The 20,147-nt window shown below is 63.2% G+C and carries 23 protein-coding genes; 8 read left to right on the top strand and 15 right to left on the bottom strand.

Annotated features, from left to right (window positions below; all coding sequences use genetic code 11):
* From AC07OK_RS00310 to AC07OK_RS00285, 6 genes are read right to left on the bottom strand one after another with little or no spacing between them, the layout of a single operon-like run.
* Complete coding sequence (locus tag AC07OK_RS00310) at window positions 1-903, bottom strand: biotin-independent malonate decarboxylase subunit beta (RefSeq protein WP_494688420.1); 903 nt, start codon at window positions 901-903, stop codon at window positions 1-3.
* Window positions 903-1,214 (bottom strand): malonate decarboxylase acyl carrier protein, encoded by a 312-nt coding sequence (gene mdcC, locus AC07OK_RS00305; protein WP_494688419.1) that lies wholly within the window; start codon window positions 1,212-1,214, stop codon window positions 903-905. The genes AC07OK_RS00310 and mdcC overlap by 1 nt, the downstream gene beginning before the upstream one ends.
* Before the next feature lie 11 nt (window positions 1,215-1,225).
* Window positions 1,226-2,878: a malonate decarboxylase subunit alpha gene (mdcA, locus tag AC07OK_RS00300; RefSeq protein ID WP_494688418.1), complete on the bottom strand. Its 1,653-nt coding sequence runs from the start codon at window positions 2,876-2,878 to the stop codon at window positions 1,226-1,228.
* A complete protein-coding gene (locus AC07OK_RS00295) occupies window positions 2,879-4,228 on the bottom strand; it encodes a TRAP transporter large permease (protein WP_445229165.1) in 1,350 nt (449 codons plus the stop codon).
* Window positions 4,225-4,794, bottom strand: a complete 570-nt coding sequence (locus AC07OK_RS00290) for a TRAP transporter small permease (RefSeq protein WP_494688417.1) — start codon at window positions 4,792-4,794, stop codon at window positions 4,225-4,227. The genes AC07OK_RS00295 and AC07OK_RS00290 overlap by 4 nt, the downstream gene beginning before the upstream one ends.
* Window positions 4,791-5,807 (bottom strand): TRAP transporter substrate-binding protein, encoded by a 1,017-nt coding sequence (locus AC07OK_RS00285; protein ID WP_332851957.1) that lies wholly within the window; start codon window positions 5,805-5,807, stop codon window positions 4,791-4,793. Before AC07OK_RS00285 ends, AC07OK_RS00290 begins: the two co-directional genes overlap by 4 nt.
* Before the next feature lie 131 nt (window positions 5,808-5,938).
* Here AC07OK_RS00285 and AC07OK_RS00280 point away from each other — a divergent pair, with 131 nt between their 5' ends.
* Complete coding sequence (locus AC07OK_RS00280; RefSeq protein WP_494688416.1) at window positions 5,939-6,601, top strand: GntR family transcriptional regulator; 663 nt, start codon at window positions 5,939-5,941, stop codon at window positions 6,599-6,601.
* A gap of 7 nt (window positions 6,602-6,608) precedes the next feature.
* Here AC07OK_RS00280 and AC07OK_RS00275 read toward each other — a convergent pair whose 3' ends face one another.
* Genes AC07OK_RS00275 through AC07OK_RS00265 form a run of 3 tightly spaced genes read right to left on the bottom strand, consistent with a single transcriptional unit; the run spans window position 6,609 to window position 9,738 of the window.
* Window positions 6,609-7,061, bottom strand: coding sequence for an RrF2 family transcriptional regulator (locus AC07OK_RS00275; protein WP_494688415.1), 453 nt, complete (start codon window positions 7,059-7,061; stop codon window positions 6,609-6,611).
* Between the two features lie 54 nt (window positions 7,062-7,115).
* A complete protein-coding gene (pdxR, locus tag AC07OK_RS00270; RefSeq protein ID WP_494688414.1) occupies window positions 7,116-8,549 on the bottom strand; it encodes a MocR-like pyridoxine biosynthesis transcription factor PdxR in 1,434 nt (477 codons plus the stop codon).
* Window positions 8,550-8,556: 7 nt separating this feature from the next.
* Window positions 8,557-9,738: a multidrug effflux MFS transporter gene (locus AC07OK_RS00265; RefSeq protein WP_494688413.1), complete on the bottom strand. Its 1,182-nt coding sequence runs from the start codon at window positions 9,736-9,738 to the stop codon at window positions 8,557-8,559.
* A 93-nt stretch (window positions 9,739-9,831) separates the two neighbouring features.
* Here AC07OK_RS00265 and epsC point away from each other — a divergent pair, with 93 nt between their 5' ends.
* From epsC to yghU, 3 genes are read left to right on the top strand one after another with little or no spacing between them, the layout of a single operon-like run.
* Complete coding sequence (gene epsC / locus AC07OK_RS00260) at window positions 9,832-10,755, top strand: serine O-acetyltransferase EpsC (RefSeq protein WP_494688412.1); 924 nt, start codon at window positions 9,832-9,834, stop codon at window positions 10,753-10,755.
* Between the two features lie 30 nt (window positions 10,756-10,785).
* Window positions 10,786-11,334 (top strand): GNAT family N-acetyltransferase, encoded by a 549-nt coding sequence (locus AC07OK_RS00255; protein ID WP_494688411.1) that lies wholly within the window; start codon window positions 10,786-10,788, stop codon window positions 11,332-11,334.
* 9 nt (window positions 11,335-11,343) lie between these two features.
* The gene (gene yghU / locus AC07OK_RS00250) at window positions 11,344-12,186 is read left to right on the top strand and encodes a glutathione-dependent disulfide-bond oxidoreductase (protein ID WP_494688410.1); all 843 of its coding nucleotides are present in this window, start codon (window positions 11,344-11,346) and stop codon (window positions 12,184-12,186) included.
* A 5-nt stretch (window positions 12,187-12,191) separates the two neighbouring features.
* On the opposite strand, the gene AC07OK_RS00245 is transcribed toward yghU, so the two are convergent.
* Genes AC07OK_RS00245 through AC07OK_RS00235 form a run of 3 tightly spaced genes read right to left on the bottom strand, consistent with a single transcriptional unit; the run spans window position 12,192 to window position 14,540 of the window.
* Entirely contained in the window at window positions 12,192-13,037 is an 846-nt protein-coding gene (locus AC07OK_RS00245) for a MetQ/NlpA family ABC transporter substrate-binding protein (protein ID WP_494688409.1), read from the bottom strand.
* A gap of 14 nt (window positions 13,038-13,051) precedes the next feature.
* On the bottom strand, window positions 13,052-13,732 hold the full coding sequence (locus AC07OK_RS00240; protein WP_494688408.1) for a methionine ABC transporter permease: 681 nt from the start codon (window positions 13,730-13,732) through the stop codon (window positions 13,052-13,054).
* Window positions 13,725-14,540, bottom strand: coding sequence for a methionine ABC transporter ATP-binding protein (locus AC07OK_RS00235; protein ID WP_494688407.1), 816 nt, complete (start codon window positions 14,538-14,540; stop codon window positions 13,725-13,727). The genes AC07OK_RS00240 and AC07OK_RS00235 overlap by 8 nt, the downstream gene beginning before the upstream one ends.
* A gap of 204 nt (window positions 14,541-14,744) precedes the next feature.
* Here AC07OK_RS00235 and ssuC point away from each other — a divergent pair, with 204 nt between their 5' ends.
* The 3 genes from ssuC (at window position 14,745) to AC07OK_RS00220 (ending at window position 17,084) form a co-directional block, all read left to right on the top strand.
* Window positions 14,745-15,527: an aliphatic sulfonate ABC transporter permease SsuC gene (gene ssuC / locus AC07OK_RS00230; RefSeq protein WP_494688406.1), complete on the top strand. Its 783-nt coding sequence runs from the start codon at window positions 14,745-14,747 to the stop codon at window positions 15,525-15,527.
* A 13-nt stretch (window positions 15,528-15,540) separates the two neighbouring features.
* The gene (locus tag AC07OK_RS00225; protein ID WP_494688405.1) at window positions 15,541-16,344 is read left to right on the top strand and encodes an ATP-binding cassette domain-containing protein; all 804 of its coding nucleotides are present in this window, start codon (window positions 15,541-15,543) and stop codon (window positions 16,342-16,344) included.
* A gap of 173 nt (window positions 16,345-16,517) precedes the next feature.
* Window positions 16,518-17,084 (top strand): YceI family protein, encoded by a 567-nt coding sequence (locus AC07OK_RS00220; protein WP_217940371.1) that lies wholly within the window; start codon window positions 16,518-16,520, stop codon window positions 17,082-17,084.
* Window positions 17,085-17,104: 20 nt separating this feature from the next.
* On the opposite strand, the gene AC07OK_RS00215 is transcribed toward AC07OK_RS00220, so the two are convergent.
* On the bottom strand, window positions 17,105-17,692 hold the full coding sequence (locus AC07OK_RS00215) for a chromate transporter (RefSeq protein WP_494688404.1): 588 nt from the start codon (window positions 17,690-17,692) through the stop codon (window positions 17,105-17,107).
* On the bottom strand, window positions 17,689-18,267 hold the full coding sequence (locus AC07OK_RS00210) for a chromate transporter (RefSeq protein ID WP_494688403.1): 579 nt from the start codon (window positions 18,265-18,267) through the stop codon (window positions 17,689-17,691). The genes AC07OK_RS00215 and AC07OK_RS00210 overlap by 4 nt, the downstream gene beginning before the upstream one ends.
* Before the next feature lie 165 nt (window positions 18,268-18,432).
* Between AC07OK_RS00210 and AC07OK_RS00205 the strand changes: the two genes are divergently transcribed.
* The gene (locus tag AC07OK_RS00205; protein ID WP_229211323.1) at window positions 18,433-18,624 is read left to right on the top strand and encodes a hypothetical protein; all 192 of its coding nucleotides are present in this window, start codon (window positions 18,433-18,435) and stop codon (window positions 18,622-18,624) included.
* 264 nt (window positions 18,625-18,888) lie between these two features.
* Here the strand turns inward: AC07OK_RS00205 and AC07OK_RS00200 are convergent, their stop codons facing one another.
* Entirely contained in the window at window positions 18,889-19,791 is a 903-nt protein-coding gene (locus AC07OK_RS00200; RefSeq protein ID WP_494688402.1) for a PAS domain S-box protein, read from the bottom strand.
* Window positions 19,792-20,147: the final 356 nt, after the last annotated feature.

The raw sequence follows: 20,147 nt of genomic DNA, 5'->3' as shown, positions 1-20,147 counted from the left end.
TCAGGCTCCCATGCGGCGTTTGTCGGCCACCGCGATAAAACTGACCACATCCAACATTGGAACGTTGGCCGCATCGGGAATTTGCATCGCAGTCCAGATATCGACCGGATCGGTGAGGGCGCCGAAGCGGGCGATACGTTCGTCGAGCATCTGCTGCTCGGCTTCCAGCGTTTCCAGCGTCAACTCCACCTGTGTGCCGGTCAGCGCGGCCATCGCGTCGCGTGCAGCTTCGCGGAAGGCGGCAATGTCGTCGGCCACGATGCGTTGGCAATCGCCCATCAGGTAGCGGTGCTTGCCGCCTGCCGTGCGCCACACCAATGCGCGGTCGCGTGAATCGAATTCCTCGACGCCGCTGGCGGTCTCGATCACTTCCGGGCCGGACATCGCCAACCGGCCTTCCTCCGACATCACCACCACGTTGGCGCAGCGCGAGACGATGCCCATGCCGCCAAAGGCGCCATTCGACCCGCCCACCAGCACGATAACGGGAATGCCGGCGGCGCGTGTATCGAGCAGCGCGCGCATCACTTCCGACACGGCGATCAGACCGGCGTTGGCTTCATGCAGGCGCACACCGCCCGATTCCACCAGCAGCAGCACCGCCGCAACGTGGTCGCGCACTGCGCGCCGCAGCAGGCCGACCAGCTTGGCGCCATGCACCTCGCCGACCGCGCCGCCCATGAAACCACCTTCCTGTGCCGCCGTGTAGACGGCCACGCCGCCCAGCTTCGCGCGGCCTACCGCGACGCCGTCGTCAAACGCCACCGGCGCGTTCAACTGGCCCAGGTGGGGACTGACGATGCGCTCCGACGGCGGCAGGAATTCTTCGAAGCTGCCCGGGTCGAACAGCTGCTCCAGCCGTTCGCGCGCGTTCGCTTCCTGGTAGCTGGATGCTCGGCTCATCAGGACACTCCCAGCATGGTCTGCACTGCCTGGTCCATGCGCAGGCTGACGACGGCGGGCGTGGCGCCCATGTCGTTGATCGAGATGCGGGTGTCGGCCAGCAGCCAGCGCTGGTGGAAGTCGCGCATCACCGCCTCCCAGATCGGGCCGAAGCCGACGGCGGCGGTGGTGATCTCGATGGTGCAGGCGCCGGCCAGGTCGGCCGGTTCGATCAGCACTTCCAGGTTGCCGGAACCGACCACGCCCACCACGTGCGGCGTCGCTTTCAAACGCTGCGTTCCGTGTTCAAATCGATAGTTCAGTGTTTCCATTGTCAGGCTCCTTACCAGTTGCGGAAACGCTTGGGCGGCTGGTACAAACCGCCCGATGCGCGCACCAGGTCTTTCATATTGCGGGCGGCCAGCAGGTCGCGCGTGGCCATGCGCTTGTCGACGCCGAGATCTTCCGCGCGTTGGATGATACCGCGATCGCGCAGGTTTTCCACCATCCGCTTGTCGCGTGCGAGGCCGACCGGCGTGTAGCCCGCCACGCCGCGTATCGCCTGTTCGCGCTCCTCGTCGGTGCGGCACAGCAGCAGGTTGGCGATGCCTTCCTCGGTCAGGATGTGACTGACGTCGTCGCCGTAGATCATCACCGGCGGGATCGCCATCTTGGCCTGTTCCATCAGTTCCCAGGCGTCGAGCTTTTCGACGAAGGCAGGCTGCATATGCTCGCGGAAGGTCTCCACCATCTGCACCACCAGCTTCTGGCCGCGCGGGATGGTGTTGCGGCCTACACGCGCCTGCTGGCCGGCCTTCAGCCATGCCGGGCTGGCGTGGCGCCGTCCGCGCGCATCGGCGCCCATGTTGGAGGCGCCGCCGAAGCCGGAAATGCGGCCGGCGGTGGCGGTCGACGAATTGCCCTGCAAGTCGATCTGCAGCGTCGAGCCGATGAACATGTCGCAGGCGTAGTGGCCGGCGGCCTGGCACATGGCGCGGTTGCTGCGCATGGTGCCGTCCGGGCCGATGGCGAAGATGTCCGGCCGCGCATGGATGTAGTCTTCCATGCCCAGCTCCGAGCCGAATGAATGCACCGACTGCACGAAGCCCGCTTCGATCGCCGGGATCAGCGCCGGATGGGGATTGAGCGCCCAGTGCTTGCCGATCTTGCCGCGCAAACCCAGCGACTCGGCGTAGGTCGGCAGCAGCAGCTCGATGGCGGCGGTGTCGAAGCCGATGCCGTGGTTCAGCCGCTGCACGCCGTATTCGGCGTAGATGCCTTTGATCGCCATCATCGCCATCAGCACCTGGATCTCGGAGATCAGCGCCGGATCGCGCGTGAACAGCGGCTCGATGTAGTAGGGGCGCGGCGACTGTACGACGAAATCGACCCAGTCGCCCGGAATGTCCACGCGCGGCACGGTGTCGACGATGCGGTTGACCTGCACGATGACGATGCCTTGCTTGAACGCCGTCGCCTCAACGATGGCCGGCGTGTCCTCGGTGTTCGGACCGGTGTACAGATTGCCGTGGCGGTCCGCCGCCTCCGCCGCGATCAGGCAGACGCGCGGCGGCAGGTCGATGAAGTAGCGGCTGAACAGCTCCAGGTAGGTGTGGATCGCACCGATATTCAGTTTGCCGGCCGAGGCCAGCCGCGCCACGCGCACCGCCTGTGGACCGGAGAACGAGAAGTCCAGCTTCGAGGCGACGCCGTGTTCGAACACGTCCAGATGCTCCGGCAGCGCCAGCACCGATTGCAGCATGTGCAGGTTGTTGATGCGTTCCGGGTTCAGGTTGGCCAGCGCGTGGCCGAGGAAGTCGGCCTGCTTCTGGTTGTTCCCTTCGAGGCAGACGCGGTCGCCGCACTCCAGCACCGTGTGCAGCAGGTCGGCGATGCGCGCGGAGGGCAGGGTTTTGCCGTCCAGTTCATTGCCCAATGCGGTGCGCGCGCGCAGCAAGCGCGCGTAGCGGTTGTCCCGAAGGGTGTTCCAGTTCATTTACTTGGCTCCCATGATCATGTCCGGCAGTCCAGTCGAGATGGACGGGAAGACGCACAACAACAGCACCGCCACGAACATCAGGATCAGGAACGGAAACACGCCCCACACCACATCCTTGAGCGGGATGTCGGGCGCGATGTTCTTGATGACGAAGATGTTCAGGCCCACCGGCGGGTGGATCAGGCCCATCTCCATCACCACCGTCATGACGATGCCGAACCAGATCAGGTCAAAGCCGGCGGCCTTCAGCGGCGGCAGGATGATGGGCGCGGTCATCAGGATAATCGATACCGGCGGCAGGAAGAAGCCGAACACGATCACCATCAGCAGGATCACCGCCAGCAGCAGCCATTTCGACAGGTGCAGGCTGACCACCCACGCGGCGGCGGATTGGCTGATGTGCAGGTAGCTCATCACGTACGAATAGAACAGCGACATGCCGATGATCAGCAACAGCATCGTCGATTCCTTGATCGATGAGCTGAGGATGGGCGACAGATCCTTCGGCCGCCACACGCCGTAGATCACGGCCAGCAGCACCAGCGCCAGCAGCGCGCCCAGGCCTGCCGTTTCGGACGGGGTGGCGAAACCGCCGTACAGTGCGACCATCACGCCGATCAGCAGGATAATGAAGGGCAGCACGCGCGGCAGCATCTCCACCTTTTGCGCCAGCGTGAAGTGTTCATCTTCCAGGTAGGCCGACTTGGCGCCGCCTTGTTCGTAGATGACCAGCGCGGCCTTGTATTCCTTGTGCGCGCGGTAGACGGCGTAGCCGGCAAACAGCAGCACCAGCAGCACGCCGGGACCTATCCCCGCGAGGAACAGACGGCCCAGAGACTGCTCGGCGGCGACCGCGTACAGGATCATGGTGATCGACGGCGGCAGCAAAATGCCCAGCGTGCCGCCGGCGGCGATGATGCCGGCCGCGAAACCGGGCGAGTAGCCGCGCCGGCGCATCTCGGGTATGCCGGCCGAGCCGATGGCCGAGCAGGTGGCGGGCGAGGAACCGGCCATCGCCGCGAACAGCGCGCAGGCGAACACGTTGGCGATACCCAGGCCGCCGGGTATCTTGTGCATCCACGTGTGTATCGCGGAGTACAGGTCCTTGCCGGCCGGGGACTTGCCGATGGCCGCGCCCTTCAGGATGAACAGGGGGATGGACAGCAGCGTGATCGACGCCATTTCCTCGTACACGTTCTGGGTGATGGTGTCGAGCGAGGAGGGCGGCATGCAGAAGTACATGAAGCCGGTGGCCACCACGCCCAATGCGAAGGCGATCGGCATCCCGGAGAACATCACCACCAGGGTAACGGCGCCGTACAGGGCGCCAAGAGTCAGGTCGCTCATGCCGCGCGCTCCGTTTTGTTACGAGGTTTGTCAGTGAGGCGTGCCAGCGTTTGCAGCACGATTTGTAGCGTGAGGATGCTCATCCCGGCGGCCATCATGGCGTAGGGTATCCACAGCGGCGGCGCGAAGGTGGAGGAGGTGGTCTGGCCGTCGACCCAGGCTTCGTGGAACAGCGTCCACGATTTCCACGAGAAGAAGGCGCAGAACAGCGCCGACACCAGGTCCACCATGAACAGCCGCGCCGCGTTCACGCGCGGCGGCAGCAGCGATGCCAGCGCTTCGATGCCGATATGGCCGCGCTGCGATTGCACGTAGGCGGTGCAGAAGAAGCTCACGCCAACCAGCATGAACACCGAGGCTTCGTCCTGCCAGTCGGTAGGCGCGTGGAAGAAGTAGCGCGACACCACCGAGTACGTCAGCACGAACGCCGTCAGCACCAGCGCCACCATGGACACCATCATCAGCGCCTGATTGAGTTTGCCCAGCAGCGCTGTCGCCATGGCGACGATGGCGTTGTCCGGCGGCGCGGCGGCGCGCGGTGGCTCCAGCTCCATGCCGTGGCTCATAGCGTTTTCTCGGCCAGTTTCAACAGCTTGGCGCAGTTTTCATTGCGTTCGCCGTAGTCCTTCCAGGCGGTGGTGCGGGCGATGGCCTGCCATTTTTTCAGCGCGGCCGGATTCAGGTCGACCACCTTGGCCTTGGCTTTGGCGTAGACGTTGGCCACTTCCGAGTCGTCGGCCTTGGCGGAGTTCAGCGCGAAGGTTTCCATCTCTGCGCCGACGGCCATGATAGTGGCTTGCTGTTCCTTCGTCAGGCGGTCGAAGATCGCCTTGGACATCATCAGCGGTTCGAACATGAACCAGTAGGCGCCGGCGCGGCCGGTGGTCAGCGCCTTCGACACTTCCTCCAGACGGAACGAGATCAGCGAGGTGGAGGAGGTCAGCGCCGCTTCCATCGCGCCGGTCTGCATGGCGGCGTAGATTTCATTGGACGGCAGCGACACCACGGCGGCGCCGGCGGCCTTGAGGATCAGGTCCATCTCGCGCGAGCCGCCGCGTATCTTCATGCCCTTGGCGTCGTCCGGATCGATCACCGGCTTGGTGCGCGAGGCCACGCCGCCGGCCTGCCAGATCCAGCTAATGAGTACGATGCCTTTTTCGTTCAGGATGCGGCTCAACTCCTTGCCCACCTCGGCGTTCTTCCAGCCGTAGGCCTGCTCGTAGGAGGTCACCAGGCCGGGCATCAGGCCGATGTTCACTTCCGGGACTTCGCCGCCGGCGTACGACAGCGGCACCAGCGACATGTCCAGCGCGCCCTTGCGCATGGCCGAGAACTGGGCGTTGGTCTTCATCAGCGAGGAACCCGGATAGATCTCGAATTTGAGGCTGCCCTTGCTGCGTTTTTCCACCTCGGCCGCGAACATGCGGGTCAGCCGGTCGCGGAAATCGCCCTCGGTGACCGTCCCGCCGGGGAATTGGTGCGAAATCTTGAGGGTGGTGTTCTGCGCCCATGCCGGTTGCAGTAACAACGGGCTGGCGGCCAGGGCGGCCAGTACGGACCTGCGGGTGATAGCGCTCATCATTTCTCCAAGGTGGGTCAAATATGCAACATTCTTTTTTGTGTATACAAGAATATCTCGTTGGAATACATTGTCAAGCTAAATTCACTGCTTATAATGAAGCTTGTTATACACAAGGCTGCAAAAACACCATGACCACCCATTCCGTCACGCTGCGCGAACAAATAGAAGAGATGATCGCCGTCGGCGAGCTCAAACCGGGGCAGCACCTGGACGAGACCGAGCTGGCCACGCGCTTTGGCGTCTCGCGCACGCCGGTGCGGGAAACGCTGATACAGCTGGCCTCCATGGGACTGGTGGTGATACGCCCACGGCGCGGCGCCATCGTCGCGGAACTGGGACCGCAGCAGCTGGTGGAGATGTTCGAGGTCATGTCGGAACTGGAGGCGACTTGCGGCCGCCTGGCGGCGCGGCGCATGACGCCCGAAGAGCAGCAGGCTCTGTTGGCGGCGCACCAGGCCTGCCAGGATGCGCGCGATGCGCAGGAGCCGGATGTCTACTACTACAAGAACGAGTTATTCCATGAGGCGATCTACGCCGGCAGCCATAACCAGTTCCTGATCGAGCAGACCCGCAATCTGTACCGGCGCCTGCGGCCGTACCGCCGCTTGCAGCTGCGCGTGCGCGACCGTTTGGCCACGTCCTACCACGAGCATGACGGCGTGGTGCAGGCCATTGTCGATGGCGACGGCGACCTGGCGGCGCGCCTGCTGCGTGAGCACGTGATGATACAGGGGCAGCGCTTTTCGGATTTGATGTCGTCGCTGCCGCGGTTGCGGCAGGACGCGGCCTAGCGGTTTTTTAGGCTGCGGCGCCGCGCACGATGCGCACCGGCTTGGCCGCGTTGGGCGCGGCCTGCGGCAGCATGTCTTGCAGCGTTTGTTTATCCAACACGGCCAGGAAGGCCTTGGTGGCGTCGTTGAGCGTGTGCTTCAATGCGCAGTTGGGCGTCAGCGGGCAGGTGTCGGTTGCGCGGTCGAAGCATTCGGCCATGAAGAAGTCGGTCTCCGTCATCCGCACCAGCGCGCCGATATTGATGTCCTTCGGTTCCCTGGCCAGGCGCAGGCCGCCGTTGCGGCCTCGTACCGTCTCCACCAATCCCGACTGCCCCAGCTGATAGACCACCTTCATCAGGTGGTTCTTCGAGATCGCGTGCATGTCGGCGATGTCCTGGATCGTGACCAGCCGGTCCCGGTGGGCGCTCAGGTACAGCAAGGTCCGCAGGGAATAGTCGGTGAAGGAGGTGAGGCGCATGGCTGGCTCGGGGGAGTGGCAATTCAATCCACCATTCTACATGCTGATTAAGCTTTACTCCATTTGCACGAGAATGTCGCGCACGCGCAGCAGCGCGATCTCGATGTCCAGCGTCTCGATGCCGCCGTAGCCGAGGAACAGCCCGGCCTTGGGCGGCGTCGACGCGTAGAAGTTCGACAGGGGGTAGAGGCCGACGTCGGCGCGCCGCGCCAGTCGCAGCAGCAAGTCCAGGTCGAGCGGCTTTTTGCACAGTGCCGCCAGGTGGAAGCCGGCGCTGGCTGGCACCAGCTCGAACCACGGCGACAGCACGTCGGCAAACAGCTTTTGCAGACGCTCGCGCCGCGTCGCGTAGATGGCGGCGCAGCGGCGGATGTGGCGCGACAGGTAGCCGTCGGCGATGAACTTGGCCAGCGCGTGCTGGCTGGCGGTGGCGGTATGCCAGTCGTTGAGGTGCTTGACGGTGAGGGCCGCGTTCAGTATCGCCTCCGGCAGCACCGCATAACCGAGCCGCAGCTCCGGCAGCATCACCTTGGAGAAGCTGCCGACGAAGGCCACCACGCCATGCCGGTCCATGCTTTGCAGCGAATCGGTGGGGCGGCCGTCGTAGCGGAACTCGCTGTCGTAATCGTCTTCGATGATGATGGCGCCAATCTCCAGCGCGCGCGCCAGCAGCGCCTCGCGGCGGGTCACGCTCATTTGCATCCCCAGCGGAAACTGGTGGGCCGGCGTGGTGTAGATCAGCCGAGTGCCTTGCGGGATCTGGTCGACCAGCATGCCGTCCCGGTCGACGCCGATGCCGACCACCCGCGCGCCCTGGCTGGCGAACAGCATGCGCGCGGCCGGGTAGCCTGGTTCCTCGACGGCGACCGCGCAGCCCGGCTCCAGCAGCACGCGGCCCAGCAGGTCCAACGCCTGCTGGGCGCCGTTGGTGACGACCACGTTGTTGGCGGTGCAGACCACGCCGCGCGCAAAGGCGGCATGGTGGGCGATGGCGGCGCGCAGTTCGGCGATGCCTTCCGCCTGGCGGTACATGCCGCTGCCTTTGGCGTCCTGGCGCAGGCCGTGCAGCATGCAGCGGCGCCATTCGTCGCTCGGGAACAGCGACGGCGTGACGCAGCCACCGACGAACTCATAGCGCGAGCGGCCTTCCGGGAAGGGGACGCGCAGCGGCGTGTGCATGGCGTCCCACTTGGCGACGATGGCGGCGCTGGCCAGGTTGATGGCGAGCTGGCGGCGCGGTTTGGTTGCCGCCGGCGCGCTGACGAAGCTGCCCTTGCCGACCTGGCCCAGCACCAGCCGTTCTTGCGTCAAGCGGGTGTAGACATCGGAGACGGTCTTGCGGGACAGGCCGAGTTGCTGGGCCAGCAGGCGGGAAGGCGGCAGCTGCTGGCCGTCGGCCAGGCGCCCGCTGCGGATCGAGTCGCTCAGCTGGCGATACAACTGCCCACCCAAGTCCTTCTTGCCTTCGATGACGATGTGGAGTTCCATGGAGGGATTAGTGCGTGACGGGTTTTCCTGTCTGTGCCAGCAGCCAGGCGATCACGCTGATGACCAGGCTGGCGAGCACGCCCCAGGCCAGTTTCAGCGCGCTATCGAACAGCAGCGGCGCCACCAGGCCGGACACCAGCGCAAACAGCAGCATCTGGATAAACGACTGCATCGACGACGCCAGGCCGCTATTGTTCGGGAAGTACTCCAGCGCGATCAGCGACAACGGCGTCATGGCCAGCGCCAGGCCGAAGGAGTAGATGAACAGCGGCGCCACGGCGTAAGGCACGGCCGCGACGAAGGCGCTGTTGTAGGCGACGTTGATGATGCCGGCGGCGATCATGATGGCGAAGCCTATCCACACCTGCGCGTTACGCGAGAACTTGTTGGCGAATTTGCCCGACAGCGCCGAGCCGACCACCATGCCGCTGATCAGCGGCACGAACATCCAGGCGAACGCCGTCTCCGGCAGGTGCAGGATGTTCATCACGAAGTAGGCGGCCGAGCCGATATACAGCGCCACGCCCGCAAAGCTCATGCCGACCGCGATCGACAGCAGCAGGAACTGGTGGTGGCACAACACCTTCCAGTAATTCCCGGCGATGACGCCGAGGTGGAAGGGATGGCGGTCCTTGACCGGCAGGCTTTCCGGCAGCGCGCGCTGCACGGCGATGAACATCAGGATGCCGAAGGCGCTGAGGAACCAGAAGATCGAGCGCCAGCCAAAGCTCACCTGCAGCCAGCCGCCCAGCACCGGCGCGATGGCGGGCGCCAGGCCGAACACCATCATGATATGCGCCAGGATCTTCTGCGCGGCGGCGCCGGAGAAGCGGTCCTGGACGATGGCGCGGCCGACCACCGAGCCGGCGCCGGCCGCCAGGCCCTGCACGATGCGGCAGGCCAGCAGCACGCCGATGGACGGCGCCATCGCGCCGACGATGGAGGCGGCGATATAGGCCACCAGCGACACCAGGATCACCGGGCGGCGGCCGAAGGAGTCGGACAGCGTGCCGTAGAACAGCATCATGAAGGCAAAGCAGAACAGGAACATGCTCAACGTCTGCTGGATCAGCATCGGACTGGCGTCGAAGGTCTGGGCGATCGCCGGGAACGACGGCAGATAGGTGTCGATGGCCAGCGGCCCGACCATGGAAAGGCCGGCCAGCAGCAGTGTCAGCAAAATATTCATTTAAGGCGTATTGTTCAGTGGACCGAGCATTTTACGCGATATGCAGTCATCGCATATCCGAGGGCGAAATGCGTTTTTATAATTCGAGACATTATGACTATCGATACTTTTGATGGAACCGGCGTCAAGCCGTCGCACTGGAACCTGGACCATGTGGTCGAGCAGCTGCGCGTGTCGCGCGAGGCCACGCACAACATCCGCCATCACGGCAAGGTGCGCGAGCTGCCGTCGCGCGAGGCGCTGACGATCATCGTCAACGGCCTGTCGGCGGTGCTGTTCCCCACACATTACGGCCGGCCCAACCTGACCGACGAGAGCATCGACTACTTCGTCGGCGACACCCTCAACACCACCTTGAACCGCCTGACAGAGCAGGTCCGGCGCGGCCTGCAGTTTTCGCTGGAGGACGCCACGCCAGACGAAGAAGCGCTGACCCGCCAGGCGCACGCCATCACGCGCGAATTCGCTGCGGGCTTGCCGGGCATACGCGGGTTGCTGGTGTCCGACGTGCAGGCGGCGTTCTCCGGCGATCCGGCGGCGACCTCGGTGGCCGAGATCATGCTGTGCTATCCGGGCACCATCGCCATCCTGTACTACCGGCTGGCGCACAGCCTGCATCGACTGGGTTCGCCGTTCCTGGCGCGGCTGATTTCGGATATCGGCCATTCGCTGACCGGGATCGACATCCATCCCGGCGCGCAGATCGGCGGCAGCTTCTTCATCGATCACGGCACCGGCGTGGTGATCGGCGAGACGGCGATCATCGGCCAACGCGTGCGCCTGTACCAGCACGTAACCTTGGGCGCAAAGCGTTTTCCGGCGGACGAACAGGGCACGTTGATCAAGGGCGTGCCGCGTCACCCGGTAGTGGAGGATGACGTGGTAATCTACGCCGGCGCGACCATCCTGGGCCGCATCACCATCGGCGCCGGCTCGACCATCGGCGGCAATGTGTGGCTCACGCAAAGCGTGCCGGCCGGGAGCAATGTGTCGCAGGCGCAGATGCGCAACGACTAGATCGGTCATACTTCGGGAACAGGTATTCATTTGGAAGATGCAGTCTTTAGCCTACCGGGTGGCGTGCGGCTTGTTCCTGTCACCCAAGCCGATGCGGCCTCGCTCTCATCGCTGGTGCGGGAGAACGTCGATCACTTCCGGGAGTTTATTCCGATGGTCGCAGGACTGGCATCAGAAGCAGGCGCTGTCGCGCACCTCGAGAGAGCGGAGCGTGCCCTTGCGGAAGGCGATGTGCTGGAGTGGCATATCTTCCTGGACGGCGCCTTATGCGGCGCGGTGCGGCTGAAGGACATCGACGTTGCCAACCAGAGCGCCGCCATCGCCTACTTCATTGGCAGCGCTTATCAGGGAAGGGGAATCGTGACCTCTTCGGTGTTGTCCGTGATCGGATATGGTTTCGGGCGTTTCGGCTTGAACCGGATCGAGCTTCAATGCGCGACCGGGAACCTTGCCAGTCGGCGGGTGGCGGAGCGCCTGGGTTTTACGCTGGAGGGAACCCTCCGGCAGTCGGAAATTCTTCATGGCGCGGCCATCGATGTACATGTCTTTGGTTTGCTTCGTGAAGAGTTCACGTTTTAGGAGAGATGAATGACGGATCAATCGAAGTACGTACCGCCGAAAGTCTGGGTGGCCGAAGCGCCATCCGGCGGCACTTTTGCGAGCATTAACCGCCCGGTTGCGGGCCCCACGCATGACAAGGAACTGCCGGTCGGGCAGCATCCCTTGCAGCTCTATTCGCTGGGCACGCCGAACGGCGTGAAGGTGACGATTTTGTTGGAAGAGCTGTTGGCCGCCGGGCATAGCGGTGCTGAATACGATGCGTGGCTCATACGCATCAACGACGGCGAGCAGTTTTCCAGCGGCTTCGTCGACATCAATCCCAACTCGAAGATACCGGCGCTGGTCGACCGCAGCGGTGCGCAGCCGTTGCGGGTGTTCGAATCCGGTTCGATCCTGGTGTACCTGGCGGAGAAGTTCGGCGCCTTCCTGCCGAAGGACCTGGCGGCGCGCACCGAGACGCTGAATTGGCTGTTCTGGCAAATGGGTTCCGCGCCGTTCCTGGGTGGAGGCTTCGGCCATTTCTACGCCTACGCGCCGGAAAAGCTGGAGTATCCGATCAACCGCTATGCGATGGAAGTCAAACGTCAGCTCGACGTGCTCGATCGCCAGTTGGCCGATCACCGCTACGTCGCGGGCGATGACTACACCATCGCCGACATGGCGATCTGGCCGTGGTATGGCGTACTGGTACTGGGAAAGATCTACGGCGCCGGCGAATTCCTGTCGGTGCACGAGTATAAAAACGTCCGCCGCTGGGCCGACGATATCGCTGCGAGGCCGGCTGTGATCCGTGGCCGCAAGGTCAATCGGACCTTCGGCGAACCGGAAGAGCAGGTGCTTGAGCGGCACGCTGCTTCCGATCTGGACTGACGGCGTTACTTGCCCGGCTTGGCCGCGCCGCTAGCTTCGAGCGCCAGCTGGTCTTCGGTCTTCGCGTAGTCGGGGAAGTATTTGTTGGTCACGGCCAGGAACTCGCGCGAACGGTAGGCCGCCGCGAGGTCCTTGGCGAACTGCTTGTCCTTGTCGGCGCTGCGGATCGCCACCAGGTTGATGTAGTTGGACGAGATCTTCTCGGTCAGCAGCGCCTCTTTCAACTTCATGCCCGAGGCCAGCGCGTAGTTACCGTTGACGAAGGAGTAGTCGGTGTCCTGCAAGGAGCGCGGCAGCTGCGCGGCGTCCAGCGAGATCAACTTGATTTTCTTGACGTTGACGGCGATGTCCTTCTCCGACGCCTTCACCGGGTCGAACTTGTCGCGCAGCTTGATCCAGCCCAGTTGATCCAGCAGCACCAGCGCGCGCGCCTGGTTGGTCGGATCGTTGGGCATGGCGACGGTGCCGCCTTCCTTCACCTCGGCCAGCGTCTTGTGCTTCTTGCTGTAGATGGCGATCGGCGCGGTCGGGATCTTCACCAGGTCCGCCAGCGGCAGCTTGTTCTTGGCCGCGAATTCATTCAGGTAGACGATGTGCTGGAACACGTTGGCGTCCAGCGAGCCTTCCGCCAGCGCGAAGTTTGGCTGGATGTAATCGTTGAACTCCACCAGCTTGATCTTGTAACCCTGCTTTTCCAGGATAGGCTTGATGCCCAGCTTGATCTGGTCCGCATACGGGCCGGCGCTGGTGCCGATCACGATTTCCTTCGGGTCCTTGGCGTAGCTTGGCGCGGCGATGCCGAGGGCGATGGTCAGTGCTGCGAGCAGCAGGTTGCGGCGAGGTGCGTTCATGTTGATTCCCTTAATTAGCGTTTGTCGAGGCGTTTGGCGATGCGGTTGCCGGTGAACTGGATCAGCTGCACCATGGCGATCAGGATGGCGACGGTGGCGACCATGATGTCGGTCTCGAAGCGGTAGTAGCCGTAGCGGATGGCGAGGTCGCCGATGCCGCCGCCGCCCACCACGCCGGCCACTGCGGAGTAGGACAGGAAGCTGATCGACAGCACGGTCAGCGCCAGCACCAGGCCGGAACGGGCCTCCACCAGCAGCACGCGCAAGACGATCTGCATTTCCGAGGCGCCCATCGCGTGGGCCGCTTCGATCACGCCGCGTGGCACTTCACGCAGGTTCTGTTCGACCATGCGGGCAAAGTAGGGGATGGCGGCGAAGGACAGCGGCACGGCGGCAGCCAACGGCCCGATCGAGGTGCCGGCGATGATGCGCGTGAACGGCACCAGCGCCACCAGCAAAATGATGAACGGGAACGAGCGCACCGTGTTCACGAACCAGCCCAGTATCAGGGACGCCGGGCGGTTTTGCAGCGATTGTCCGTCGGCCACCAGGAACAGCAGGATGCCGAGCGGGCCGCCGATCAGCACCGCGGCGGTCAGGCCGATGCCGAGCATGGTCAGCGTTTGACCGAGGGCGGTCCACATCTCCGGCAGCATGGCGAGGATGGCGTCGAGCGAGGCAAGGTATTCAGACATAGGCTGCCTCCGTGTTGGCGTTGTTGATGTTGGCGAGCGCGCTGGCGGCGCCGTGCTGCGCCAGCTCCCGGCCCAGGGCGGTCTTGCGCGGTTCGGCCACGCTGGCGGCGGCGTCCAGCGCGAACTGTTCGGCGATCGCGCCGTCTTCGATCACGGCCACGCGGTTGCAGATCTCGCCCAGCACCGACAGCTCATGGCTGACGATCACGATGGTCACGTTCAGGCGGCGATTGATGTCGCGCAGCGTGGCGAGCAGCGCGCGCGTGGTCTCGGCGTCCAGTGCGGAAGTCGGTTCGTCGCACAGCAGCACGGCCGGGCCGCTGGCCAGCGCGCGGGCGATGGCGACGCGCTGTTTCTGCCCGCCCGACAGCTGCGCCGGATAGCTGGCCGTCTTGCCGCTCAACTCCACCAGCTCCAGGCAATCGTTGACGCGGGCGGTGATCTGCGCCGGCGTCATGCCGCCGTGGATGCGCAGCGGGAAGGCGACGTTGTCGAACACCGTGGCGTTTTGCAGCAGGTTGAATTGCTGGAAAATCATGCCGATATTGCGGCGGGCGTCGCGCAGGTCGCGCTTGGACAGCGCGGTCAATTCGCGGCCGTCGACAAATACGCCGCCGCTGTCGGGCTGCTCCAGCAGGTTAAACAGGCGCAGCAAGGTCGATTTTCCGGCGCCGCTTTTGCCGATCAGGCCGAAGATATCGCCTTGGTTCACTTCCAGGGTAACGTCGCGTACTGCGTGGAACGTGCCGCCGTCGGGCAGCGCAAAGGTTTTACTCGCATGATCGATGCGAATCAGTGGTGTAGTCATCAGAAATAGGGGTTGGTGCCGGTTGTAAGGTACCGGTGCGCGAAGTATCGCATCAGCCGCTCATGCGGCAAACGAAGTTATTCCGCTTTCTATATGCCTAAAAATTATAAAGACGAAAGTGCATATCAAAACGTAAAACTATTCGTTTTGATTTCATTGCTGCGGAATTAATCTGGTTGCCACGGATCTGCAAAAAGGGAAACCATGAAACTCGAACAGAAACGCGCCATCCGTCCGGGGCTGACCGCGCATCGGTGGATACTGCCGGTGCTGCTGATCGCAAGCTGGCAGGCCGCGTCGCAACTGGGCTGGCTGTCCAGCCGCATTCTGCCGCAGCCGTGGGCGGTGGCCAGGGCCTTCTGGACCTTGGCCGTCTCCGGAGAATTGTGGCTGCACCTGCGCGCCAGCCTGTGGCGCGCCGCCAGCGGCTTTGCGCCAGGCGCCGGAGCAGGGCTGCTGCTTGGCCTGTTGACCGGCAGCGTGCGCCGCGCCGAAACGCTGCTCGACACCACGCTGCAAATGGTGCGCAACATCCCGGCGCTGGCGTTGATCCCGCTGCTGATCCTGTGGTTCGGCATCGAGGAAGCGGCCAAGCTGTTGCTGTTGGCGGTGGGCGTGTTCTTCCCCGTGTACCTGAACACCTTCCACGGCATCCGCTCCGCCGACCAGGGCTTGATCGAGATGGCGCGCAGCTATGGCTTGTCCGGCTGGCCGTTGTACCGCGACGTGATCCTGCCGGCGGCGCTGCCGTCGATCCTGGTGGGCGTGCGCTTTTCGCTAGGCCTGGTGTGGGTGCTGCTGATCGTGGCCGAAACCTTTTCAGCCCAGGCGGGCATCGGCCACATGACCATGAACGCCCGCGAATTCCCGCAAACGGACGTGGTCCTGGTGGGCATCCTGCTGTACGCCCTGCTGGGCAAGTTGGCCGACCTGCTGTCGCGCGGGATGGAGAAGCACTTCCTGCGCTGGAATCCCGCTTACCGTTAATGAAGGAAACCGTATGTATATTTCGACCGCACTATTTGACATCAGCCATTCCTTGAACCATCGGCCGGCCGCACCCACGCCCGTGCGGCGGCAGGGCGTATCACTGGCGCTGGACGGCGTGAGCAAATCGTTCGGTGCCCGCCCGGTGCTGAGCGACGTGCGGCTGGAACTGCGCGCCGGCGAATTCGTCGCTGTGGTTGGCCGCAGCGGCTGCGGCAAAAGCACGCTGCTGCGCGCCATCGCGGGCCTGGACCACGCCGATGCCGGCAGCATCGCCGTCGGCGCCGGCAGCATCGCCGCCAGCATCCGCATCATGTTCCAGGAGGCGCGCCTGCTGCCGTGGAAGTCGGTGCTGGAGAATGTGGCGATCGGCATGCCGCATTCCCTGAACGCGGCGGCGGCCACACTGGCTACCGTGGGCCTGGCCGACCGCGCCGACGATTGGCCGGCTGAGTTGTCGGGCGGGCAGCGGCAACGGGTGGCGCTGGCGCGCGCCTTGCTGCACGAGCCGCAGTTGCTGCTGCTGGACGAGCCACTGGGCGCACTCGATGCTTTGACCCGCATCGAGATGCAGCAGCTGATCGAAGCGCTGTGGCAGACCCGCGGCTTCACCGCCGTGCTGGTCACGCGCGACGTGCAGGAGGCGCTGGCCCTGGCCGACCGCGTGGTGTTGATCGAGGCGGGCCGCATCACACTGGACTTGAAGGTGGACTTGCCGCGTCCGCGCGCGCGCGGCAGCGCGGCGTTTGCGGCGCTGGAACAGCGGCTGCTGAGCCGCATCCTGCAGCATCCGGCGGCCGTCGCTGCCGCGGCTTGAGATGCTGTTTAGCCGTTATGATCGATTTTATCGATAGTAAGGCGGTAAATTTTTCGTTTTACAACATCCGGTGTGACGAGCATAATCGGTTCACTCGAAGGACATGCGCCGGGCGGCAAGTAGCGGCCGGGTCGAGTCTTTATCTCTTGTTTCCACATCCTGGAGTCTTACTAATGAAAAAAATCTTTGCCCTGCTGGTTGCCGCTGGTATCTCGATGTCCGCCTTCGCCGCGCCGGAAAGCTTCACCTCCGACGCGAATCACACCTTTGCCCGTTTCGAATACAGCCACTTCGGCTACTCGCTGCAGCAAAGCCGCTTCAACAACACGACCGCCAAGATCGTGCTGGACCGCGCCGCCAAGACCGGTTCGGTTGAAGCCGTGATCGATACCAAATCGGTGGACACCGGTTCCAAGCTGTTCGACGGCCACATCCAGGGCGAAGACTTCCTGGACACCGGCAAGTTCCCGACCATCACCTACAAGTCGACCAAGTTCAACTTCAAGGGCGACGTGCCGTCTACCATCGAAGGCAACCTGACGATCAAGGGCATCACCAAGCCGGTAACGCTGACCGTGACCCATTTCCAGTGCATGGATCACCCGATGATGAAGAAGCTGGCCTGCGGCGCCAACGCCACCGCCACCATCAAGCGCACCGAGTTCAACGCTGGCAAATACGCACCTAACGTCGGCGACGACGTGACCCTGACGTTCTCGGTCGAAGCGATCAAGGACTAATTGCAGCAAGCCTGGCGGCGTCACACCAGCTGGAACCATCCCAGCAAGGCGCCGCCGGCCAAGATCCACAGCAAGTGGATGCGGGTGCGCCAGATCACCAGGCCTGCCGCCACCGACAAGGTCCACAAGGGCCAATCGGCGGTCCAGCTGTGATGCGCGCTGCCGAGTATGATCCCCACCGACACCATCAGCCCGACCACCACCGGCGCCATGCCTTGCTTGAAGGCGCGCACGCCCAGCAGTTCGCGGTTCTGGTGGCCCCAGCGCGCCGCCAGGTAGGTCAGGGTGGTGCTCGGCACCATGATGCCCACCATCGTCACCAGCACGCCGGCCATCGCCGCCGTGTAGCTGCCCGCGTTCAGGCCCACGTTCCAGCCCATCAGCGCCACAAACAGCACGTTCGGTCCCGGCGCCGCCTGGGCGATGGCGATCGAGTCGTTGAACTGCGATTGCGTCAGCCAGTGATGTTCCTCGACCAGGAAGCGGTGCATCTCGGAGGTGGTGGAAATCGCACCGCCGATCGACATCAACGACAACAGCATGTAATGGGCGAACAGGTTGATCCAGTCCCCCAGGCTCAGCACTAGGTGCAGCGGGGCGTCGTTCATGGCTGATGTCCCTTGAGCTTGCGATGGGTGAGCGTGACGCCGATGCTGCCCAAAATCAGCAGGGTGTAAGCGAGCGGCAGGTGCAGCAGCACCACGAACACCACGCACAGCAGGGCGATGGCGGCGGTCAGCCACATCGGCAAGGGATGCTTGTTGAGTGCGGAGGCCAGCTTGAGGCCGGTGGCGGCGATCATGCCTGCCGACACTGCCGCCATGCCGCGCAGCGCGCCAGCCACGCCGGGGTGGTGCGCATAATGGGAGTGCAGCACGGCCAGCACCAGCACCACCAGCAGCGGCACGGTGAGCATGCCGGCCAGCGCGACCAGTCCGCCGCGCAGGCCGAAGTAGCGGTTGCCGATCATCAGCGCCAGGTTGACCACGTTGGGGCCGGGCATGATCTGGGCGACCGCCCATTCCTCGATAAACTCTTCCTGGGTCAGCCAGCGCTTGCGTTCGACCAATTCACGTTGCACGACGGCCAGTACGCCGCCAAAACCCTGAAGCGCCAAAATGGTGAAGGAGATGAATAGATCAAGTAGCGAGGCGGGGCGGAGGCGGGGCGGGTCGATAGGCATGCACCATTATCGCGCCGGTATTGCCGCATGTCTATGAACTCAGGCGCATGCCGCGGTTTAAATCGGAATTGATAGGAAGCTGACATTGACTTTGGTCTAGGGTCGCCCATACTCCTTTAGCATGCCGCAGATCAAAGTCCACCCCTTCAATTCTTGCTAAGGATCATGATGAACGTTTCGCTATTACAGCAACGCAGTGATGAGCAATGCAGTGCCGCGGTCAACCGGGGCATTCAGGTGCAGTCCAGCTTTAATACCGTCTGCGCGATCGAATACATGAAATCCCACAACGTTGATCCGCAAGTGATTGAACGGGTGTTATTACACCCCGAACAGCGCCGAAAATCCCCTCATTGAGACGGCCGCACAGAGTGGTGCCGCGTTTACTTATGCACAAACCATGTTGACAAGAATTATTTTCAAAATATTTTCTTGTCACAATATGCGGTGCGCTAAGTGTTTGATTTGTAAGGGGTTTAATTTTGCCTTTTGGATGGGCAGTTTGTTGAAAACCGCATAGGTAAAGCCTCCCTGCGGTGTCAATGGGGTGATATCCACATAGATATCCACAGCGTCTGTGGATATCCTGAAAAGTGCTATAACAATCCGCGACTTACGGCCTTATAGCGGGCGTTTGAGTGCTTGCAGGACGCTGGCGACGACGATGTAGCGCGGCGGGATGTCGGCGGTGGCCGTCACGGTGGCGCGCAGCCGTACTTCCTGGCCGTCGCGGCGCCAGGCGCTGACCACGTCGGTCCAGGCTTCGCCTTCCTTCAGCGCCTTCAGGGCGTCGGCCAGCTGGTCCGGCGGATAGGGCGGGGCGTGCAGCAGGCGCGGATCGGCGCCTTGCAGTTCCTCGCGGCTGTACTGGAACACCGCGCAGAATTTATCGTTGACCGCGATAATCTTGCCGCGCGCGTCCAGCGTCAGCATGGCCGCGTGCTGGTCCACCGCGGCCAGCACCGTTTTCGCTTGGTCCAGTTCCTGTTGCAGCGCCTGTATCTGCCGGTGCGCCTGCTCCAGTCCGGAATAGGCGCGCAGCGACGAAATCACCGTGGTGAACAGCTTGCGCGTGGTGAGGTCGGTCTTGCACCAGAAATCGTTGATGTCGTAGTCGAGGATGATGCTGTGTTCCAGCGCCTGTCCCGGCTGGCCGGTGCGCAGCACGATGCGCACCAGCTTGTTGTGCAGGGTGTCGCGGATGTGGCGGGCCACGTTCAGGCCGGCATCGCTGGTTTCCATGATGACGTCCAGCAGCACCAGCGCGATGTCGGGCGTGGTGCGCAGCGTCGTCAGGGCTTCCTCGCCGCTGTAGGCGTGCAGGAAGCTCAGCCGCCGTCCCTGGAAGCAGACATTGCTCAATGAGAATTTGGTGACCACGTGGACATCGACATCGTCGTCCACGATCAGCACCTTCCACGGGGCCGGCGCCGGCGCGGCACCAGGTTTTCCTGGCTGCGGCTGGCTGACCGGCGGCGTTTCGTCCTCTATCATCCAATCGGTGTCGTCGTCATTCTGATTCATGCATCAATCCCGCGATAAGTCGAAGAAGGGAATTGCGGACCTTCAGAGTGACACTATTCCTTGCTAGCACTTTTGTCAAAGGATTCCCCGGCAGGCGTGCGCCGGCGTGTCTCCCGGCCTACTTATGCACAAAAAAATATTTTTCAAGCGGACCGGAAAACCTTTGAAGCCTGAATTTTACATGATGTAAGTCATTGATTTAATAGGGTAATAAATCTGCCTGTGGATTAGGCATTTTGTTGAATCCCGCGCCGTTAAAGGCGTTCTCGGCTGTCAAGAGGCGGTTATTCACAACCTTATCCACAGTTGGTGTGGATATCTAAGAAAAGGGCTTTAAATACGGCGGCTTAGCGGCG

Source organism: Duganella sp. GW821-FHT07G03 (genome assembly GCF_059418605.1).
Note: the sequence above shows the minus strand (reverse complement) of the source record. Positions and strands in the feature narration are given on the sequence as shown.

Excerpts from the sequence above, each read along its gene's own strand:
- AC07OK_RS00310 (WP_494688420.1), bottom strand. The coding sequence starts at position 903 with ATGAGCCGAGCATCCAGCTACCAGGAAGCGAACGCGCGCGAACGGCTG.
- mdcC (WP_494688419.1), bottom strand. The coding sequence starts at position 1,214 with ATGGAAACACTGAACTATCGATTTGAACACGGAACGCAGCGTTTGAAA.
- mdcA (WP_494688418.1), bottom strand. The coding sequence starts at position 2,878 with ATGAACTGGAACACCCTTCGGGACAACCGCTACGCGCGCTTGCTGCGC.
- AC07OK_RS00295 (WP_445229165.1), bottom strand. The coding sequence starts at position 4,228 with ATGAGCGACCTGACTCTTGGCGCCCTGTACGGCGCCGTTACCCTGGTG.
- AC07OK_RS00290 (WP_494688417.1), bottom strand. The coding sequence starts at position 4,794 with ATGAGCCACGGCATGGAGCTGGAGCCACCGCGCGCCGCCGCGCCGCCG.
- AC07OK_RS00285 (WP_332851957.1), bottom strand. The coding sequence starts at position 5,807 with ATGAGCGCTATCACCCGCAGGTCCGTACTGGCCGCCCTGGCCGCCAGC.
- AC07OK_RS00280 (WP_494688416.1), top strand. The coding sequence starts at position 5,939 with ATGACCACCCATTCCGTCACGCTGCGCGAACAAATAGAAGAGATGATC.
- AC07OK_RS00275 (WP_494688415.1), bottom strand. The coding sequence starts at position 7,061 with ATGCGCCTCACCTCCTTCACCGACTATTCCCTGCGGACCTTGCTGTAC.
- pdxR (WP_494688414.1), bottom strand. The coding sequence starts at position 8,549 with ATGGAACTCCACATCGTCATCGAAGGCAAGAAGGACTTGGGTGGGCAG.
- AC07OK_RS00265 (WP_494688413.1), bottom strand. The coding sequence starts at position 9,738 with ATGAATATTTTGCTGACACTGCTGCTGGCCGGCCTTTCCATGGTCGGG.
- epsC (WP_494688412.1), top strand. The coding sequence starts at position 9,832 with ATGACTATCGATACTTTTGATGGAACCGGCGTCAAGCCGTCGCACTGG.
- yghU (WP_494688410.1), top strand. The coding sequence starts at position 11,344 with ATGACGGATCAATCGAAGTACGTACCGCCGAAAGTCTGGGTGGCCGAA.
- AC07OK_RS00245 (WP_494688409.1), bottom strand. The coding sequence starts at position 13,037 with ATGAACGCACCTCGCCGCAACCTGCTGCTCGCAGCACTGACCATCGCC.
- AC07OK_RS00240 (WP_494688408.1), bottom strand. The coding sequence starts at position 13,732 with ATGTCTGAATACCTTGCCTCGCTCGACGCCATCCTCGCCATGCTGCCG.
- AC07OK_RS00235 (WP_494688407.1), bottom strand. The coding sequence starts at position 14,540 with ATGACTACACCACTGATTCGCATCGATCATGCGAGTAAAACCTTTGCG.
- ssuC (WP_494688406.1), top strand. The coding sequence starts at position 14,745 with ATGAAACTCGAACAGAAACGCGCCATCCGTCCGGGGCTGACCGCGCAT.
- AC07OK_RS00225 (WP_494688405.1), top strand. The coding sequence starts at position 15,541 with ATGTATATTTCGACCGCACTATTTGACATCAGCCATTCCTTGAACCAT.
- AC07OK_RS00220 (WP_217940371.1), top strand. The coding sequence starts at position 16,518 with ATGAAAAAAATCTTTGCCCTGCTGGTTGCCGCTGGTATCTCGATGTCC.
- AC07OK_RS00215 (WP_494688404.1), bottom strand. The coding sequence starts at position 17,692 with ATGAACGACGCCCCGCTGCACCTAGTGCTGAGCCTGGGGGACTGGATC.
- AC07OK_RS00210 (WP_494688403.1), bottom strand. The coding sequence starts at position 18,267 with ATGCCTATCGACCCGCCCCGCCTCCGCCCCGCCTCGCTACTTGATCTA.
- AC07OK_RS00205 (WP_229211323.1), top strand. The coding sequence starts at position 18,433 with ATGATGAACGTTTCGCTATTACAGCAACGCAGTGATGAGCAATGCAGT.
- AC07OK_RS00200 (WP_494688402.1), bottom strand. The coding sequence starts at position 19,791 with ATGAATCAGAATGACGACGACACCGATTGGATGATAGAGGACGAAACG.